A 17,820-nucleotide genomic window follows, 5' to 3' on the forward strand; every position below is an offset into this window, starting at 1 on the left:
TCCATCTCGGCCAGCACTGCGAATGGATTCATGTTTCGGCGCGGTCCGCACGGGGCAGTTCGAACCAGAAGGTGGCGCCCTGGCCGGGTATGGAGTCGAAGCCGATACGTCCCTGCATGCGTTCGATCAGTTCCTTGCAGATCGCCAGGCCCAGGCCGGTGCCGCCTTTCTGCCGGGTGTCGCCGGAGTCGGCCTGGGAGAACTTGGCGAAAATGCGCGAGTGGAAGGCCGCGGGAATGCCGGGGCCCCGGTCGCTGACGCTGACACGCAGCCTGTCGCCGACCTCCTCCAGGCGGATGTCCACCTCGCCACCGGGCGGCGAGAACTTGGCGGCGTTGGACAGCAGGTTGGCCATGACCTGCCCCAGGCGCTGCGCATCGACTCTCACGCTGGCGTCGCCTTGCGCGTGCAGGACCAGGCGCACCTGATGCTGGTCGGCGTAGGGCTGGTTGTGCAGCCGCGCCTGCTCCAGCAGCGCTCGCAGCGGCCAGGGCCTGAGGTCGAAATGCATCTTGCCGGCGACCAGTTTCTCCATGTCCAGCAGGTCGTTGATCAGTTCGCTGAGGCGTTGGCTGTTGGCCTGCGCGATGCTCAGCATCGCTGCCATGGCCTCAGGCACCGGGCCGAGCGCGCCGCCGTTGATCAGGCCCAGCGAGCCGGCGATGGCCGTCAATGGCGTACGCAGTTCGTGGCTCACGGTGGAGACGAACTCGTTCTTCATCTGCTCGATGCGCTTGCGTTCGGCGATATCGCGGATCACCGCGATGAAGCGCACCTGGCCCTGGTGGCTGATCTGCGAGACCGCCAGCTCCAGGGGGAAGCGCTCGCCACTCTGGCGCAAGCCCTCGAGCTCGCGGGTCTGGTTGATCACCCGCGCTTCGCCGGTGTTCAGGTAGTGCAGGAGATAGCCATCGTGCGCGCTGTGGTGGGGTTCGGGCATCAGGATGCTGACGTTGTGCCCGGCGACGTCGGCCTGGGTGTGGCCGAACATCTGCTCGGCCGCGTGGTTGAAGGTCTCGATCGTGCCCGAGCCGTCGATGGTGACGATGGCATCGATGACGTTGTCGAGCAGGGTGCTCAGGTAGTGCTCGCGCTCGCGGATGGCCCGTTCGGCGCTGACCCGCGCGCTGAAGTCCTGGATCTGCGAGACGAAGTGCACCGGTTGGCCCTCCGCATCGCGGACCAGGGAGACGCTGAGCAGGCCCCAGAGCACGCGGCCCTGCTTGTCCACGTAGCGCTTTTCCATCTGGTAGGCGCTGATCCGCCCGGCGACCAGGTCCTCGAGGTTATGCAGGTCGGCATCCAGGTCGTCGGGGTGGGAGAGGTCCATGAAATCGCTGTTCAGCAGCTCTTCGCGGCTGTAGCCGAACATGCGGCACAGTTCGTCGTTGACCTCCAGCCAGCGGCCATCCGGGGCGACCAGGGCCATGCCCAGGGGCGCCGTGTTGAAGGCGTTGCGAAAACGCTGCTGGCTCAGGCGCAACTGGTCTTCGATGACCTTGCGCTCGCTGATGTCCCAGATGAAGCCATCGACCCAGAGCAGCCGGCCGTGCGTGTCGTACTCGCCGCGGCCCTTCTCGCGCACCCAGACACTGTGGCCGTCGGCATGGCGCAGGCGGTAGGTCAGCTCGAAGGTCTCCTTGAGGACGATGGCTTGGTCGGCCTGGTAGGTGATCGGCAGGTCGTCCGGGTGGATGACGCTGGAGAAGCTGCGCACGCGGTTGTCGATGAAGTCGCTGGACGGGTAGCCGGTGAGGCTGAGCACTTCGTCGCTGATGTAGCGCATGCTCCAGCTGCTGTCGTTGGCGCAGCGGTAGACCACGCCAGGCAGGTTGGCGACCAGGCCACGGAAGCGGCTCTCGCTCTGCTGCAGGGCGCGCGTGGCCTGCTGCAGCGCGCTGATGTCGCTGGCCACGCCGAGGAAACCGATGGCCTGGCCGCTGGCATCGAGGATGACGCTGGTGGTGAGGTTGACCCGGTACTGGCTGCCATCCTGGTGCACGTAGGTCCACTGGCGGGTTTCCGGCTCGCCGCCGCGCGCGTTGTGGACGAACACCTCGAAGCCTTCGATGCGTTCGCCGCTGCTGCGGCTCAGCTCCTCGGCCCGTGCCTCGAGCTCTTCGGCGAGGTGGAAGCGTTCGGGGGTCATCTGCCCGACGGCCTCGGCGCTGCTGTAGCCCAGCAAGCGCTCGGCGCCGGAGTTGAACAGGGTGATCAGGCCGTCGAGGTCGGTGGCGATGATCGAAACCCCGGTGGCCGAGTCCAGCAGCGTCTGCAGGAAGACGCGGGCCTCGGTGACCGCCTCTTCGCGCTGGCGCGCCTCGCTGACGTCGGTGTGGGTGCCGTACATCAGCAGGGGGCGGCCCTGTGCATCGCGTCTGGAGAGGCGCCCGCGTACCTGTATCCACAGCCAGTGGCCGTCCCGGTGCTGCATGCGGACCTGGCGGTCGTAGTACGCCACCTCGCCGGCGAAATGACGCTGCAGCAGGCGTTCGCTGGGCTCGCGGTCATCCGGGTGGCAGAGGCGCAGCCAGGTTTCCACCCGCGTGGGCTGCAACTCGTCCAGGCGATAGCCGAACATCTGCGCCCAGCGCTCGTTGAACACGGTCTCGCCGGTCTGGACGTTCCATTCCCAGGTGCCCACGTCGGTGCCTTCGATGATGCTGGCCAGGCGCTCCAGCAGGGCCTGGCGCGCCTGTTCCTGCTGGTCGCGCTCCAGGGTGGCGCCGACCCAGCGGGCGAACAGGCGCATGAACTCGCGCTCGCTGTCGTTGAAGGCGCGCTCCTGTACCGTGTGGTCGCAGAAGGCCAGGGTGCCGGCGCGGCGTCCATCGACCCAAATGGCGATACCGATGTAGCTCTCCAGGGCGAACTTGCCGTAGCAGGCATGTGCGCGGTAGGGGGAGGAGGCCATGTGTTCGATGCTCAGCACTTCGTCCTGGGCATAGGCCAGGCTGCTGTAGGTCTCGTCGAGGGCGAAGGTCTGTTCGTCCTGCAGTTCGTCGCCAGGAGCGACCTGCACCAGCACCCGATAGCGTTCGTCCTCGATGAGGCCGATGACCCCGATCGGCATGCCGAAGTAGTCCGCTCCCGTGCGCAGCGCCTCGCGCAGCTGCTCCTTGCTGCTCAGGCTGGAAAGCGCGGAGATTTCGTTGAGCGCATGCAGGGCGCGTTGCTGGCGTTGCAGCAGGCGCTGGGTGCTGTGGCGGGTGGCGCGCAACAGCACCAGCAGCAGAACCTCCGCGCTCAACCAGGCCAGGACCCATTTGCCGATCAGCCAGCGCTTGTCGCGAACGTGCACCGCGTACAGCGGGCTCACGTCCCGCCAGGCCAGCAGGGAGGCATTCAGCGGCCCGCCGGAACGGGCCGTGAGGTCGACCAGCGGATAGTCACTCAGCAGGAAATGGCGGCCTTCGTCTTCCTGCAGGTCATGGCCGTCGGCCCGGCTCGGTGTCGGCAGCAGGCCATTGCGTTGCCAGTGCATGGCCTGGGGGCGCGAGGCGCTGATCACCTGCCACTGCTGCGGGTCGTTGGTCAGGCCACGCAACGCTTCACCGCTGCGGTGGGTCAGCTGGCTCGAACGCAGGAGCAGGGCGACTCCGCCGCCCAGTTCCTGGTCGAACTCCCTGGGGGTGGCGAGCACGCTCATGGCCACCTCGAGCACGCCGATCTGCTTCGGTCCGTCCTGGGTCTCCACGGTCAGTGGGGTCATGGCATGCACGCTGACGTCGCCCAGGTTGTTGGAGCTGACGCCGGTCACGCTGTCGCCGTCGCGCAGGCTGTCTTCCACCAGGGGCTGGACGAGCCTGATGGTGTCGCCAAAGTGCCGCGGGTCATGCACGCGCAGCAGAATCCTGTCCCCTGGGGGCAGGTGCACAAAGAGGCGGAAACTGTGCTGGCGCTGCAGGTTGCGCCAGCGCGGTGCGAGGCGGGTGTAGAGCTGGTTGCGGATGTCGGTCAGTTGCTGCGGGCTGCCGTCACCGAGGCTGTATGCCTGGCGGACCAGTTCCACCACCCAGGCATCGGCGGCCATCGCCTCGGCCAGCAGCTGGGCGCGTTCGTGCAGGCCTTTCTGCGAGCTGTGCAGGGCCAGTCGCAGCGCCTCCGCCTGCTTGTTCATCTGCAGTTGCCACAGCGCCTCGCGTTCGACCATCGCCTGGCGGCCGAGCAGGGCGAAGAGGATCGCCAGGCACAGGCTGCCACCGATGACGATCCAGCGGATCGGCCGCGGGTTCGTCCTCACCTGGCCGCGCCCCTGTCGATGCCGGCGAGCCGGTACAGGCGGTCCAGTTCCTGTTCGCTGCCACCCTGCAGCTCCGCGCAGGCCAGGCGCATGATCACCGGGGCGCGCTTGCTGTTGCCGGGCGGCAGGGCGTAGCAGGCGCCGATCAGTTCGCGCAGCGGCGTCGGCAGGCGCCAGTGGCTCTTGAGCCGGTTGGCCAGGTCGCCGCTGCAGCGCTGCAGGGCGCTGCCCAGGGTTTCGTCATCCAGCGCCTGGCCGGCATGACGCCAGCACTGGGCCTGGTACAGAACCGCCAGCTCCCCCATGCGTTGTAGCAACGCAGCGCTGCTCATGGCCGCTGCGTCGATCCTGGCGCTCTTGCACAGTTCCTCGATGCGCTGGCGCAGATACCGGGCCTGGGTGAACTGCTCGTCGCCCAGGCGTTTGAGGTCTTCGTCCTGCAGGGCCGCCACGGGGCGTAGGGCGAGCCCCTGAACCAGGCTGAGCACCGTACCTGGCCCGAGCCGGCGCAGCGCTTCCGGGAGGCTGATGCAGGGTTGCCCGCTGGCGTTATAGCTGGCGCTGTTGGCGGCAGCGATCAGCCGGGCATGCACCGCCGGATCGTTCTGCCAGTACTCCTGCAGTGCCTGCGCTGCCTGGTCGGGCTTGTGCAACTGCTGGAGCAGGGCATCGTGCAGGGGCAGGTCCAGGGCGCTGTTGGGCAGGCCCGCGAGAAACGGCAGGAAGCCACCTGTGGCAGGCACTGCGGCGTCAGCAGGTTCGTCGTGCTGCGGTGACAGCAGCGGGCGCAGGGTCTCGAGTACCTTGGGCACCTGAAAGGGCTTGCTGATGAAGGCGTTTATCCCCAGCCGGCGTGCCAGCAGCACACTGTCGCGGTCGGAGCGTGCGGTGATCATCACCAGCGGGACGCTGGCGTCACTGCGGTGCGCGACCTCGAGCAGGCTGGTGCCGGGGCCGTCGGGCAGGTTCCAGTCGGCGATGACCAGCTGGGCCGGTTGACGCTTCCAGGCGTCGAGCGCCTCGGCCAGCCGCGTGACGCTTTCGATCTGTGTGCTGGGGTGCAGGCTTTGGACGATCTGCTTGAGCAGATCGGCGATCCATGGATCGTCTTCCAGTATCAGCACCCGCATGCTCAATCCCTCGGCGTGAATGGGCTGTCGTGTGGTGAGGGCCCTTCGGGGTGGTCGCCTGTCCGGCGCTGTGCCGGTAGCGGTCTGCCGTAGTGGTAACCCTGACCATAGTCACAGCCTAGCTCGCGGAGGAACTCGACCTGACGTGTTGCTTCGATGCCTTCGGCCAGTACCTTCAGGCCCAGGCTGTGTCCAAGTGCAATGACGGCGCGGGCGATGGCCGCATCGTCGGTATCTTCGGGCAGGCCGCGGACGAAACTCTGATCGATCTTCAGCTTGTCCACCGGCAGGCGTTTCAGGCGTGCAAGCGAACTATAGCCGGTGCCGAAGTCGTCGATGGCCAGGCGTACGCCCAGGGCACGCAAGCGGGTCAGGAAGCGCAGAGCCGCATCAGGGTCTTCCATGATCGCGCTCTCGGTCACCTCCAGTTCCAGCTGACCAGCCGGAAGGCCGGTTTCGGCCAGGACCCGCGCCACCTTCTGGTCGAGTTCGCCACGGCTGAACAGGCGGCTGGAGATGTTCACCGCGACGAAACGCAGCGAGCCGCCCTCGGCATTCCAGCTCACCATCTGGCGGCAGGCCTGCTCCAGCACCCAGGCGTCGATGGCCGCGATCATGCCGTTCTCTTCGGCCATCGGGATGAACTCGGCCGGGGGCACCAGGCCGCGCTGCGGGTGCTGCCAGCGCACCAGTGCCTCCATGCCCACCATGTGACCATCACGCAGGTCATGCAGGGGCTGGTAGTAAACGCGCAGCTCCTGGTTGTCCAGGGCATGGCGCAGGCTGCTGGCCAGCTCGACACGCTGGCGCGCGTAGTCGGTCAGTTCCTGCACATAGAACGCATAGCCCTCGCGGCCGCTGCTCTTGGCCTTGAACAACGCCGAGTCGGCATTGCGCATGATCTGCTCGACGCTGTCGGCTTCCCCTGGGAACAGGCCGATACCGATGCTGGCGCCGATATACAGTTCATGTCCGTCGAAACGAAAGGGCGCTTCCAGGCAGCGCAGCAGGCGTTGTGCCAGCTCCGCAGCCTGTGGCGCGGCGGAGCAGTTCTCGGAGAGCAGGCCGAACTCGTCGCCCCCCAGGCGGGCCAGGGTGCAGCCGTTGGGAATATCCTGCAGCAGGCGTTCGCCGACTCCCTTCAGCAGGGCATCGCCGACGTTGTGCCCGAGGCTCTCGTTGATGTGCTTGAAATGATCCAGGTCGATCAGCAGCACGGCGCCGCGCAACCCTTCGCTCTTGCTGCGCTCCAGTGCATGGGCGACCCGTTCGGTGAACAGCAGGCGGTTGGGCAGATTGCTCAGCGGGTCGTGGTGGGCCAGGTAGTCCAGCTCATGCTGCGAGCGCTTCAGTGCACTGATGTCGGAGAACACCGCCACGTAGTGACTGAGGCGCCCCTGTTCGTCATGGATGACGCGGATGCACTGCCACTGCGGATAGATCTCGCCGCTCTTGCGCCGGTTCCACACTTCGCCGCTCCAGGCGCCGCGATTTTCCAGCGCGTTCCACATGCTCTGGTAGAAGCTGGCGTCATGGTGCCCCGAGTTGAGCAGATTGGGGCGCTGCCCGAGTATCTCCTCGCTGCTGTAGCCGGTGATGCGACTGAAGGCCGGATTGACATGGACGATACGCTGGTCCGGGTCGGTGACCAGCACACCCTCCTGAGTGGCATCGAACACGGCAGCAGCCTGGCGCAGGCTGTCATCGTTGGCACGTTGCTGGGTGACATCACTGGCAATGCCGATGAAGCGCTGTGGCTGGCCATCCTCGTCGTGCAGCAAGCGGCCGCGCGAGTGGATCCAGCGGTAGCTGCCGTCGGCATGCCGCAGGCGGTAGATGTTTTCGTACTGCTGATCGGTCCACTCGGTACTGAGTGCCTGCATCGCACCCTCACGGTCATCCGGGTGCAGGCGCGCGGCCCAGTCGTCACGGGTATCGCCAAGGGCCTGTGGCGTCAGGCCGAGCAGCGCGGCGTAGCCATCGGAGAAGAATACCCGGCGCTTGGACACGTCCCAGTCCCACAGGCCGTCGTGGGTGGCATTGAGGGCCAGGCGCAGGCGTTCCTCGTTGCTCGCCAGCTCCAGCCGTGCGCGGCGATGCCGCTGGGCGTGGCGGTACAGCACCAGGTAGAGCAGGGCGCTGGTCAGCAGGACGAAGAACAGTCCCTTGAGTGATTGCAGGCGCTCCTGCTGCGCCACGGACAGGCCCAGTGCCGCCAGCAACTGGTCACTCAGGAGAACCCAGGCGCCCGCGAGCAGCAGGTAGACCAGGGTCAGACGCAGGGCGGCAAAGTCGATACGCATGGGGTGCAGGCCAAGCTCCCTTCAAATGGTGGGCAGTATAGATGGGGTGGGGCTGAAACATTCTTATCTAAAAGACCAACTGGTTTTCTGGCCTGGGTCAGGGATAATGCGATCAGGTTCGTTCTTGTAGGACAAACCGTGTTTCCCTATCAAGAGGCAACAGCATCCATGTGGTACAACGGTTTACTCGACCTTTCGGTCTGGCAGTTGGTGGCTGTGACCCTGCTGATGACGCACGTGACCATCGTCAGCGTCACGGTCTATCTGCACCGCTATTCGGCGCATCGCGCACTGGAGCTGCACCCCGCGCTCAAGCATTTCTTCCGTTTCTGGCTGTGGCTGACCACGGGCCAGAACACTCGCGAGTGGACCGCGATTCACCGCAAGCATCACGCCAAGTGCGAGACCGACGATGACCCGCACAGCCCGGTCATCAAGGGGCTGGGCACCGTGCTGCGCAAGGGCGCCGAGCTTTACCAGGAAGAGGCGAAGAACCAGGAAACCCTGCGTATCTACGGCAAGAACTGCCCGGATGACTGGATCGAACGCAATGTCTACAGCCGCTACCCGATCGGTGGCGTGACCCTGATGGCGATCATCGACCTGGCCCTGTTCGGCGTGCTCGGCATGACCGTGTGGGCGGTGCAGATGATGTGGATTCCGGTCTGGGCCGCTGGCGTGATCAATGGTCTGGGCCACGCGGTCGGCTACCGCAACTTCGAATGCCGCGACGCCGCCACCAATTTGCTGCCCTGGGGCATCCTGATCGGCGGCGAGGAGCTGCACAACAACCACCACACCTACCCGAACAGCGCCAAGCTGTCGGTCAAGGCCTGGGAGTTCGACATGGGCTGGGCCTGGATCCGGCTGTTCAGTCTGTTCGGGCTGGCCAAGGTGCAGCGCGTCGCGCCCATCGCCCACCGGGTCGAGGGCAAGGGGAGTCTGGACATGGACACCGCCATGGCCATCCTCAACAACCGCTTCCAGATCATGGCGCAGTACCGCAAGCTGGTCATCGCGCCGCTGGTCAAGCAGGAGGTGGCCAAGGCCGACGAGTCCGTTCGTCACCTGTTCCGTCGCGCCAAGCGCCTGCTCTCGCGTGAGCCGAGCCTGCTGGAAGAGCAGCACCACGCGCGCATCGCCGACATGCTGGCGCAGAGCCAGGCACTCAAGGTGATCTACGAGAAGCGCCTGGCCCTGCAGCAGATCTGGGTGAAGACCAGCAGCAATGGCCACGACATGCTGGAGGCGATGAAGCAGTGGGTGCACGAGGCCGAGGCCAGTGGCATCCAGTCGCTGCGTGACTTCGCCGAGCAGCTCAAGACCTACTCGCTGCGCCCGGCCGGCGTGGCTGCCTGAGCGCCGTTCGTTACACACGAAGGCCCGCCGAACGGCGGGCCTTCGTTTTTGTCCAAGAACTCGCACTATGATCATTTCAATGCGACGCGAGGGAAGGGATGGCTGCTGTAATGGATGCTGAAGGCAACGCTGTTTCCGAATTGGAAGAATTGACCTTGGCCCTGCTGCATAGCCGCGCCGAGGTCGAGCGCCTGGGCGAGCGCGAGCAGCTGTTCAGCAGCCTGCTCGGCAGCGTCAATGCCGTGCTCTGGGCGTTCGACTGGAACGAGCAGCGGATGATCTACGTCAGCCCGGCCTATGAACGCATCTTCGGCCGCTCGGCCGCCCTGCTGCTGGCGGATTACGGCGAGTGGCGCAACAGCATCTACCCGGACGATGTCGACTATGCGGCCGAGAGCCTGGCCAAGGTGCTGGAAACCGGGGCCGTGGAGAGCCGCGAGTACCGCATCATCCGTGCCGATGGCCAGCTGCGCTGGCTCAGCGACAAGTGCTTCGTCAGTCCCAGGGGAAGGCAGCTGGGGCCGGTGATCGTCGGCATTGCCGAGGACATCACCGAGAAAAAGCGCCTGGAAGGCGAGCTGCACCGTCTGGCGACCACCGACGTACTGACCCAGAGCAGCAACCGCCGGCATTTCTTCGAATGTGCCCGCCGCGAGTTCGAGCATGCCCGCAAGTTCGGCAGCCCGCTGGCCTTTCTGTTGCTCGATCTCGACGACTTCAAGAAGATCAACGACCACTATGGTCATCAGACCGGCGACGATGTCCTGCGGCGCCTGGCGCACTGTGGCAGCAACGCGCTGCGGCGTGGCGACCTGTTCGGGCGCATCGGCGGTGAGGAGTTCGCCGCGCTGTTCCCGGGCTGTGAGCCGGATGTCGCACTGCAGGTGGCCGAACGCTTGCAGCGCGAGGTGCAACGCCTCGGCTTCCAGCACGAAGGGACGAGCTTCCGCATCACGGTCAGCCAGGGGCTGACCAGCCTGCTGGCGGCCGATGCCAGCCTTGACGCGCTCTATGCGCGTGCCGACGCGGCCATGTACCTGGCCAAGCGCCAGGGCAAGAATCAGATCGTGGTCGGTTGATGACTTGGCGGTTTTCCGCCTGAAAGGCAGTCGTGGTGAGCGGAAACTTGCCTGTAGAGCCCTGTGACTAAATGGTCACTGACCTGCAGAAAAAATGTAACCTACTGTTCTAGATAGCTTGCTGAGGTGTTTTCACGATCTGGCACGCTATCTGCGTAGGCCCCGCGAGATGCCGGCGGGATGTCGGCGCAAAATAACAACGACGAGAGAAGCCAACCATGCACCATTCTGCCTGCCTCAGTTCGGCCGCTGTCCTGCGTTCGCCGTTGTTCTGTACTACCTGAATTTTTCACGTACCCGCTCGAGCCAGGTCGTTGTCGCACCCTGGCTCGCGGTTGCGTCTGCCCTATTCGTTCCGACCTGCCTCTTCGTGCCGAAGCCTGCGTCGGACGATGCGTCAACTCAAAACACACTGGAGAGAAACATAATGAGAAAGACCTCCCTGGCACTGGCCGTAGCCGCCAGCACCCTGGGCCTGAGCCAAGTGGCCTTCGCCGATCTGGTCGGCGATACCAAGGTCAGCCTGGAAGCGCGCAACTTCTACTTCAACCGCGATTTCCGTCAGGGCAACAGCGACACTCCGGCCCCGAGCCAGTCCAAGCAGGACGAGTGGGCCCAAGGTTTCATTCTGCGCATGAACTCCGGTTTCACCGAAGGTACCGTAGGCTTCGGTGCCGATGCGATCGGCATGTTCGGCTTCAAGCTGGATTCCGGTGACGGTACCGCTGGTAGCGGTCTGCTGGTTCCGGATCGCTCGGGTGGTTCGCAGGACAACTACTCGGACCTGGCTGTAGCCGCCAAGGTCAAGGTCTCCAACAGCACCCTGCGCGTTGGCCAGATGCAGTTCAAGAACGCCGCCATCGCCTCCAGCGACGGCCGTCTGCTGCCCCAGGTATTCGAAGCCGGTCACCTGGTCTCCCAGGAAATCGACGGCCTGATGCTGGAAGCCGCTCACGTGCGTGAGGTCAACCACCGTAACTCCGGTGACTACGAAGACATCGCCATCACCAGCGGCGGTCGCCGTGGTATCACCACCTCTGGTGGCGCCACTGCCGACTCGTTCGACTTCGTCGGCGGCACCTACAAGCTGACCAAGGACCTGACGGCCGGCTACTACTACTCCAACCTGGACGAGCTGTACAAGCAGCACTCCTTCAGCGCCGTGCACGTTCTGCCGCTGGGCGACAAGCAGAGCCTGAAGACCGACGTGCGCTTCGCCCGCTCGACCGATGACGGCAATCGCAGCAACGTGGACAACAAGGCCTTCGGCGCCATGGTCACCTACTCGCTGGACGGCCATGCCTTCGGTCTGGGCTACCAGAAGATGAGCGGCGACACCGGTTTCGCCTACATCAACGGTACCGACCCGTTCCTGGTCAACTACGTGCAGATCAGCGATTTCGCCAACAAGGACGAGAAGTCCTACCAGGCGCGCTATGACTTCAACTTCGCCTCGATCGGTATCCCGGGCCTGACCTTCATGACCCGTTACCTGACCGGCGACAACGTCGATCGCGGCCGTGGCGTTTCCGAAGGTCGTGAGTGGGAGCGCAACACCGAGCTGATGTACGTCTTCCAGGAAGGCGCGCTGAAGAACCTGGGTGTTCGCTGGCGTAACGCCACCGTTCGCTCCAACTTCGCGAACGACATCGATGAAAACCGCCTGATCGTCAGCTACACCCTGCCGCTGATGTAAGGTCTGAGTCGCTCGGGAAGCCTTGCAGCTGTGTAGTCCCGAGCCGCGCTCAAGAAAATGCCCGTATCTTCCGGATACGGGCATTTTTTATGGGCGCGAGTTACTCGGCGGGAATGGCCGTGCGGGTGTCGCGCGGAGCCGCCGAGGATGCCAGGATGGCACTGGCCAGCGCCATGTCGTCGGCGTCCTGCAGCTCGGGATTGCCTGCGCGCAGCTGCTGCAGCGCGGCTTCCAGGTGCGGGCCGCGAATCTCGCCGGCACTGGCGACGAAGCTGCTGGCATCCTCCTCCGCGGCAGCGACCAGCTTGCGGTCCTTGAATGTCAGGTAGGTCGACGCGGTGGTCGCGCCCGAGGACAGAATGTCACGCAGCAGGCCATCCGCGGCTGCGCTCTGGGCAATCAGGAAGGCGCTCAATGCCATGGCGGCCCGGCTTATTGCTCGCATGATGAAGCTCCTGTGAATTAGGCACACTCGTTCAGAGTGGTGTCAGGACCCACAGGTTCCGTCGTGGCGATGGCCGGCCGCCTTGGCTAGCGGACGGGCTCGCGGGCTACGTCCTGTTCCACTTTCAGGACCACACCCTCCTGGGCCACGACCTTGACCGGGCTGCCGGCTGGCAGGTCGGGGCCGCTGACCAGCCACAGGCTGTCGCCGGCCTTGATCTTGCCGCGTCCGTCGATGATCGCCTCGTGCAGGGCGAAGCGCCGCCCGAGCAGCTCGCTGCCGCGCCGGTTCAGGCCGGGCTGGTCGCTGGGGGGCAGGGGGCTGCGTTGGCGGCGCCACCAGACCACTGCGGTGAGAATGGCCAGCAGGCCGAACAGAAAGAACTGCCAGACCCACGGTAGCGCCGGGAACAGGTAGGTCAGCACACCGACACAGGCGGCCGCGAGGCCGATCCACAGCAGGTAGCCGCCGGCACCGAAGACTTCGAGAATCAGCAGGATGGTGGCCAGGGCCAGCCAGTCCCAGAACGACAGGTTTTGCAGGTACTGGATCATGCCTCAGCTCCGCTTCTCTGCAGAGCCGTCGCTGGCGAAGGTGGCCTTGACGATTTCGCCGATGCCGCCGACGGCACCGATCACCTGGCTGGCCTCCAGCGGCATCAGCACCACCTTGCTGTTGTTGGCGGAGGCGAGCTGGCCCAGGGCCTCGACATACTTCTGGGCCACGAAGTAGTTCACCGCCTGGACGTTGCCGGCGGCGATGGCCTGGGACACCACGCGGGTCGCCTCGGCTTCGGCCTGCGCGGCCCGCTCACGGGCTTCGGCTTCGAGGAACGCGGCCTGGCGCTCGCCTTCGGCGCGAAGAATCTCCGCCTGCTTGTGCCCTTCGGCAGTGAGGATGGCGGCCGAGCGGGCGCCCTCGGCCTCGAGAATTTGCGCACGCTTGAGGCGCTCGGCCTTCATCTGGCTGGCCATGGCCTCCACCAGGTCGGCGGGCGGGCTGATGTCCTTGATCTCGATACGGGTGATCTTGATGCCCCAGGGAGCGGTGGCCTCGTCCACGGTCTTGAGCAGGCGCTCGTTGATGGCGTCACGCTGGCTGAGCATGGCATCGAGCTCCAGCGAGCCCAGCACGGTGCGGATGTTGGTCATCACCAGGTTGCGGATGGCGTGCTCCAGGTGGTTGACCTCGTAGGCCGCCTGGGCGGCGTTGATCACCTGGAAGAAGCACACGGCGTCGATCTGCACGATGGCGTTGTCGGAGCTGATCACTTCCTGCGGCGGAATATCCAGCACGCTCTCCATGACGTTCAGCTTGCGCCCGATGCGGTCCATCACCGGCACGATGATGTTGAGGCCGGGCTTCAGCGTCGTGGTGTAGCGACCGAAGCGTTCCACCGTCCATTCCGAGCCCTGCGGCACCACCTTGAAGCCCATGTAGACGATGGCCACAGCCAGGCCGACGAACAGTAGCAGGACGCCACCGATTTCCATGATGCGATCTCCCTCATGCATACCTTGTGCGGGCGCAGGCAAGGTGTGCTGCGCCTATTTCGCATCTAAGCATAGCCGCTGCGGGATTGCCGCCGACCCCTTCTCAGTGCCTGGCAGCACCTGACATGCAAGCGCTGCCAGGTGAACGGCCGCACAGTGCGACGTGACGACGCGGGGCGTGCAGCGAGCGCGCTCGAGGCTTCAGCGTTGCTCGCTCTGCGGCGTCACGCGCAGCACTTCCTCGATCGTGGTCTGCCCGGCGGCGACCTTCTGCGCGCCGGACAGGCGCAGGCTGCGCATACCGTCCTTGAACGCCGCGCGACGCAGGGCGGTGAGGTCGGTGTCGGCATTGATCAGCGGGCGGATGGCATCGTTGATCAGCATGATTTCGTACACCCCGGCGCGCCCGCGGTAGCCGGTCTCGCGGCATTCCAGGCAGCCCACGGCGCGTTGCGCATGGTTCGGCAGCGGCGAGCTCCAGGGCTTGGTCAGGCCACTCCAGCTGTCTTCGTCGAGTTGCACCGGTGCCTTGCAGTGCGGGCACAGGGTCCGCACCAGGCGCTGGGCCATGACGCCGAGCACGGTGGCCTTGAGCAGGTAGTGCGGCACGCCCAGTTCGAGCAGGCGGGTAATGGCGCTGGGGGCATCGTTGGTGTGCAGGGTACTGAGCACCAGGTGGCCGGTGAGCGCGGCCTGGATGGCCATCTCGGCGGTTTCCAGGTCGCGGATCTCGCCGATCATGATGATGTCCGGGTCCTGACGCATCAGGGCACGCACGCCGCTGGCGAAGCTCAGGTCGATGTTGTGCTGCACCTGCATCTGGTTGAAGGCCCCCTCGATCATCTCGATCGGGTCCTCGATGGTGCAGACGTTCACCTCTTCGGTGGCCAGCTGCTTGAGCGTGGTGTACAGCGTGGTGGTCTTGCCCGAACCGGTGGGGCCGGTGACCAGGATGATGCCGTTGGGCTGGCTGGTCATGCTCTCCCAGCGGCGCAGGTCGTCCGGCGAGAAGCCCAGCTGGTCTGGGCTCTTCAGCAGTACATCGGGGTCGAAGATACGCATCACCATCTTCTCGCCGAAGGCGGTGGGCAGGGTCGACAGGCGCAGTTCCACCTCGTTGCCGTCCGGGGTCTTGGTCTTCACCCGGCCGTCCTGCGGCTTGCGTTTCTCGGCGATGTTCATTCGCCCCAGGTTCTTCAGGCGGCTGACCACCGCCATGGTGACCTGGGCAGGGAACTGGTAGACGGTGTGCAGCACGCCGTCGATGCGAAAGCGCACGGTGCCCTGTTCACGGCGCGGCTCGATATGGATATCGCTGGCGCGCTGCTGGAAGGCGTACTGGAACAGCCAGTCGACGATGTTGACGATGTGCGCGTCGTTGGCGTCCGGCTCCTGGTCCTGGGCGCCGAGGCTGAGCAACTGTTCGAAGTTGCCGACGCCGCTGACCTTCTGGTCGGTGGCATTGGCGCCACTGACCGAGCGGGCCAGGCGATAGAACTCGGTGGTGAAGCGCTGGATGTCGGCGGGGTTGGCCACCACGCGCTTGATCGGGCGCTTGAGCACGTGCACCAGGTTGGCTTCCCAGCTGTGTACCAGCGGCTGGCTGCTGGCGATGGTGACGCTTTCGCTGTCCACCGCCACGGCAAGAATCTTGTGGCGTTGGGCGAAGGCGTAGGACATCAGCGGGGTAATCGCCGGCACGTCGATCTTCAGCGGGTCGATACGCAGATAGGGCTGCCCGGAGAAGTTGGCCAGCCACACGGTCAGGGTTTCCAGGTCGAGCTTCTTGCCCGGCCGTGTCAGGTCGTCGACCTGCTGGGCGGCGAGGAACTCCAGCGGGTGCTGGTTGTTGTTCAGCGAGCTGCGGCGGATCGCCAGGCACTGCTCGGCCACGTCCTGGTCGACCCGGCCATGGGCGACCAGTTCGCGCAACAGGTCGCCAAGGTCCAGTACGCGATCAGGGGCGGTGGCAGTGAAGGCGGACATGAGGGCTCCTAGGGGTCGACCTGAACAAGGTTAGCCGAACTAGGATGCCCGAAAAGCTGCAGAAGGGCGAAGGGCCAGGCGTGATCGAGCGCCCGCTTCAGGCGACCTCCGTCACCAGGTTGTGATCCAGATGCTGCCAGGTCACCTGCCAGACGCAGACCAGGCCCCGCAGCTTCTGCGCCAGGACGCCCGCGCGATGCACCGAGAGGCCTTGCAGGCGCAGGCTGATATGCAGATCGTCCTGCTGGCGCTGGACCTGCAGCGCCTCGGGCAGCAGCTGCAGCTGGGCGAACAGGCCGAGCAGGCGGCACAGCACGTCGGCTTCCGCGTCGGTGCGCAACTGGTATTCGACGCAGGCATCTGGGCGATCCTGCCAGGGATCGCGGCGATGGTGGACAGCAGGGAACGGTGTGGTATCAGGCATGGTGGCGACTCGGGGCAGGTTTTACCTAAGTTTCCCCCTTGCGGCGGCAAAAGTTCTGCCTTGTTTTCTGTCATTTTGTCGGTTATGTGGATAGAGTTTCCTCAGTATTGAGTGATTGGGGAATTTTTATGTCCGTTGAGCTGGATGCCTACGATCAGCGCATTCTCGCGCTGCTGCAAGAGGATGCCGGCCTGTCCACGGCCGAGATCGCCGAGCGTATCGGCCTGTCGCAGTCGCCGTGCTGGCGTCGTATTCAGCGCCTCAAGGAAGAGGGGGTGATTCGCAAGCAGGTGACCCTGCTGGATCGCAAGCTGATCGGCCTGCACACCCAGGTGTTCGCCCAGGTCAAGCTGAATGCCCATGGCCGCTCCAACCTCACCGAGTTCGCCGAAGCCATGCGCGAGTTTCCCGAGGTGCTGGAGTGCCACGTGCTGATGGGGGCGGTGGACTTCATGCTGCGTATCGTCACGCGCGACATCGAGGCCTACGAGCGCTTCTTCTTCGAGAAGCTGTCGCTGGTGCCGGGCATCCAGGAGGTGAACTCCATCGTCGCCCTGTCGGAGATCAAGTCCACCACCAGCCTGCCATTGGTCTAGCGGCTGCCTGGCGTGGCGGGCTCGGTCGTGCGCTTGCCGGGTGGTGTGAGGCCCATGGAGACGTAGATGCTGGTCAGCTGCTCGACGCCCATGTCCGCCGGGCGAACCCACTCCTGAGGCACGTAGAGCAGGCCGCCGCCCACCGGAATCGGTGCGGTCGGCACGAGGATCGCGCAGTAGGCACGCCCTTCCAGCTCCACCGTTTCCGAGCTGGGGCGCAGGGCGAGTACCGCCACGCCGTCACCCCCGAAGAAGCACCAGACCGGCGCCATGGTGGTGATGTCCGGGTTCTTGCTCTTGTCCAGCAGGCCGACGAAGCGGTCGGCCAGGTTGTAGAAGTTGCCGATCAGCGGGGTGCGGCGCAGCGTGTGGTCGAACAGCCACGCCAGGGGGCGGCGCAGGCCCAGTTGTACGGCCAGTCCCAGCGGGTAGAGGCTGGCCAGCAGGACCAGGCTGCCGAGCAGCCAGGCCATGTAGCCATTGCTGGAGAAGGGCTGGCCAAGGGCAGCGAACAGCTGGCCGATCATGGTCGACGGGCCGACCAGGCGGTTGAGCAGGCTGAAGATCCAGGCCAGCAGGGCCATGGTCAGGACCAGTGGCAGCAGCGCCAGCAGGCCGGTGAGCCAGGTGGTCACCACGGATTTCAGGCTGCGTCGGATCATGCTCGGGATTCCTTGGTCGGGGTGTCGCGACTTTACGCGAGATGGAGGCAGGCCGTGTGGCAATCGCGGCGACTGTGTCGGGCGATGGCAGGCCAAAAAAAGCCCGGCACTAGGGCCGGGCGGAGTGGGTACACGAGGTACCGAAGTAGCAGCGTTCTATCGGGCTCAGCTCATGCCCAGCCAGTTCGGCAGGGCCATGGACACGGCCGGGATGTAGGTGATCACCAGCAGGAAGCTGATCAGCATCATCAGCCACGGCAGCGCGGCGCGGATCACCGCGGTCAGCGGCATGCCGGTCACCGCCGAGGTGACGAACAGGTTCAGCCCCACCGGCGGGGTGATCAGGCCGATCTCCATGTTCACCACCATGATGATGCCCAGGTGGATCGGGTCGATACCCAGCT

Annotated in this window: 14 protein-coding genes; 4 read left to right on the forward strand and 10 right to left on the reverse strand. The window is 65.2% G+C overall.

Annotated elements, in window-relative coordinates; translation table 11 throughout:
- Positions 1–28: 28 nt before the first annotated feature.
- Genes EPK82_RS24340 through dibA form a run of 3 tightly spaced genes read right to left on the reverse strand, consistent with a single transcriptional unit; the run spans position 29 to position 7,676 of the window.
- Positions 29–4,243, reverse strand: a complete 4,215-nt coding sequence (locus EPK82_RS24340) for a PAS domain S-box protein (RefSeq protein WP_244230103.1) — start codon at positions 4,241–4,243, stop codon at positions 29–31.
- Positions 4,240–5,373: an HDOD domain-containing protein gene (locus tag EPK82_RS24345; protein WP_134678314.1), complete on the reverse strand. Its 1,134-nt coding sequence runs from the start codon at positions 5,371–5,373 to the stop codon at positions 4,240–4,242. Before EPK82_RS24345 ends, EPK82_RS24340 begins: the two co-directional genes overlap by 4 nt.
- A gap of 2 nt (positions 5,374–5,375) precedes the next feature.
- Positions 5,376–7,676 (reverse strand): phosphodiesterase DibA, encoded by a 2,301-nt coding sequence (gene dibA / locus EPK82_RS24350; protein ID WP_134678315.1) that lies wholly within the window; start codon positions 7,674–7,676, stop codon positions 5,376–5,378.
- A gap of 168 nt (positions 7,677–7,844) precedes the next feature.
- Between dibA and desA the strand changes: the two genes are divergently transcribed.
- The 3 genes from desA to EPK82_RS24365 all read left to right on the forward strand — a co-directional run bounded on the left by desA (position 7,845) and on the right by EPK82_RS24365 (position 11,810).
- Positions 7,845–9,035 (forward strand): delta-9 fatty acid desaturase DesA, encoded by a 1,191-nt coding sequence (gene desA / locus EPK82_RS24355; RefSeq protein ID WP_037051392.1) that lies wholly within the window; start codon positions 7,845–7,847, stop codon positions 9,033–9,035.
- Between the two features lie 110 nt (positions 9,036–9,145).
- Positions 9,146–10,114: a GGDEF domain-containing protein gene (locus EPK82_RS24360; RefSeq protein ID WP_134678316.1), complete on the forward strand. Its 969-nt coding sequence runs from the start codon at positions 9,146–9,148 to the stop codon at positions 10,112–10,114.
- A 427-nt stretch (positions 10,115–10,541) separates the two neighbouring features.
- The gene (locus tag EPK82_RS24365; protein ID WP_134678317.1) at positions 10,542–11,810 is read left to right on the forward strand and encodes an OprD family porin; all 1,269 of its coding nucleotides are present in this window, start codon (positions 10,542–10,544) and stop codon (positions 11,808–11,810) included.
- A gap of 100 nt (positions 11,811–11,910) precedes the next feature.
- On the opposite strand, the gene EPK82_RS24370 is transcribed toward EPK82_RS24365, so the two are convergent.
- The 5 genes from EPK82_RS24370 to EPK82_RS24390 form a co-directional block, all read right to left on the reverse strand.
- On the reverse strand, positions 11,911–12,255 hold the full coding sequence (locus EPK82_RS24370) for a DUF2388 domain-containing protein (RefSeq protein WP_037051397.1): 345 nt from the start codon (positions 12,253–12,255) through the stop codon (positions 11,911–11,913).
- A gap of 86 nt (positions 12,256–12,341) precedes the next feature.
- Entirely contained in the window at positions 12,342–12,809 is a 468-nt protein-coding gene (locus tag EPK82_RS24375) for an NfeD family protein (RefSeq protein ID WP_134678318.1), read from the reverse strand.
- Between the two features lie 3 nt (positions 12,810–12,812).
- Positions 12,813–13,748 (reverse strand): SPFH domain-containing protein, encoded by a 936-nt coding sequence (locus EPK82_RS24380; RefSeq protein ID WP_037057477.1) that lies wholly within the window; start codon positions 13,746–13,748, stop codon positions 12,813–12,815.
- 201 nt (positions 13,749–13,949) lie between these two features.
- Positions 13,950–15,734: a GspE/PulE family protein gene (locus EPK82_RS24385; protein WP_134678319.1), complete on the reverse strand. Its 1,785-nt coding sequence runs from the start codon at positions 15,732–15,734 to the stop codon at positions 13,950–13,952.
- Between the two features lie 97 nt (positions 15,735–15,831).
- Positions 15,832–16,158 (reverse strand): hypothetical protein, encoded by a 327-nt coding sequence (locus tag EPK82_RS24390; RefSeq protein ID WP_037057483.1) that lies wholly within the window; start codon positions 16,156–16,158, stop codon positions 15,832–15,834.
- Positions 16,159–16,286: 128 nt separating this feature from the next.
- Between EPK82_RS24390 and EPK82_RS24395 the strand changes: the two genes are divergently transcribed.
- The gene (locus tag EPK82_RS24395; RefSeq protein WP_134678320.1) at positions 16,287–16,754 is read left to right on the forward strand and encodes an Lrp/AsnC family transcriptional regulator; all 468 of its coding nucleotides are present in this window, start codon (positions 16,287–16,289) and stop codon (positions 16,752–16,754) included.
- Here the strand turns inward: EPK82_RS24395 and EPK82_RS24400 are convergent.
- Together EPK82_RS24400 and EPK82_RS24405 are read right to left on the reverse strand one after the other, a co-directional pair.
- Entirely contained in the window at positions 16,751–17,416 is a 666-nt protein-coding gene (locus EPK82_RS24400) for a DUF502 domain-containing protein (RefSeq protein WP_037057488.1), read from the reverse strand. The two genes, EPK82_RS24395 and EPK82_RS24400, sit on opposite strands and share 4 nt — an antisense overlap.
- Positions 17,417–17,581: 165 nt before the next feature.
- Positions 17,582–17,820, reverse strand: a 239-nt coding sequence (locus EPK82_RS24405) for a TRAP transporter large permease subunit (protein ID WP_134678321.1), incomplete at its 5' end; no start/stop codon positions are given.

The organism is Ectopseudomonas khazarica, assembly GCF_004521985.1.
GTDB lineage: Bacteria > Pseudomonadota > Gammaproteobacteria > Pseudomonadales > Pseudomonadaceae > Aquipseudomonas > Aquipseudomonas khazarica.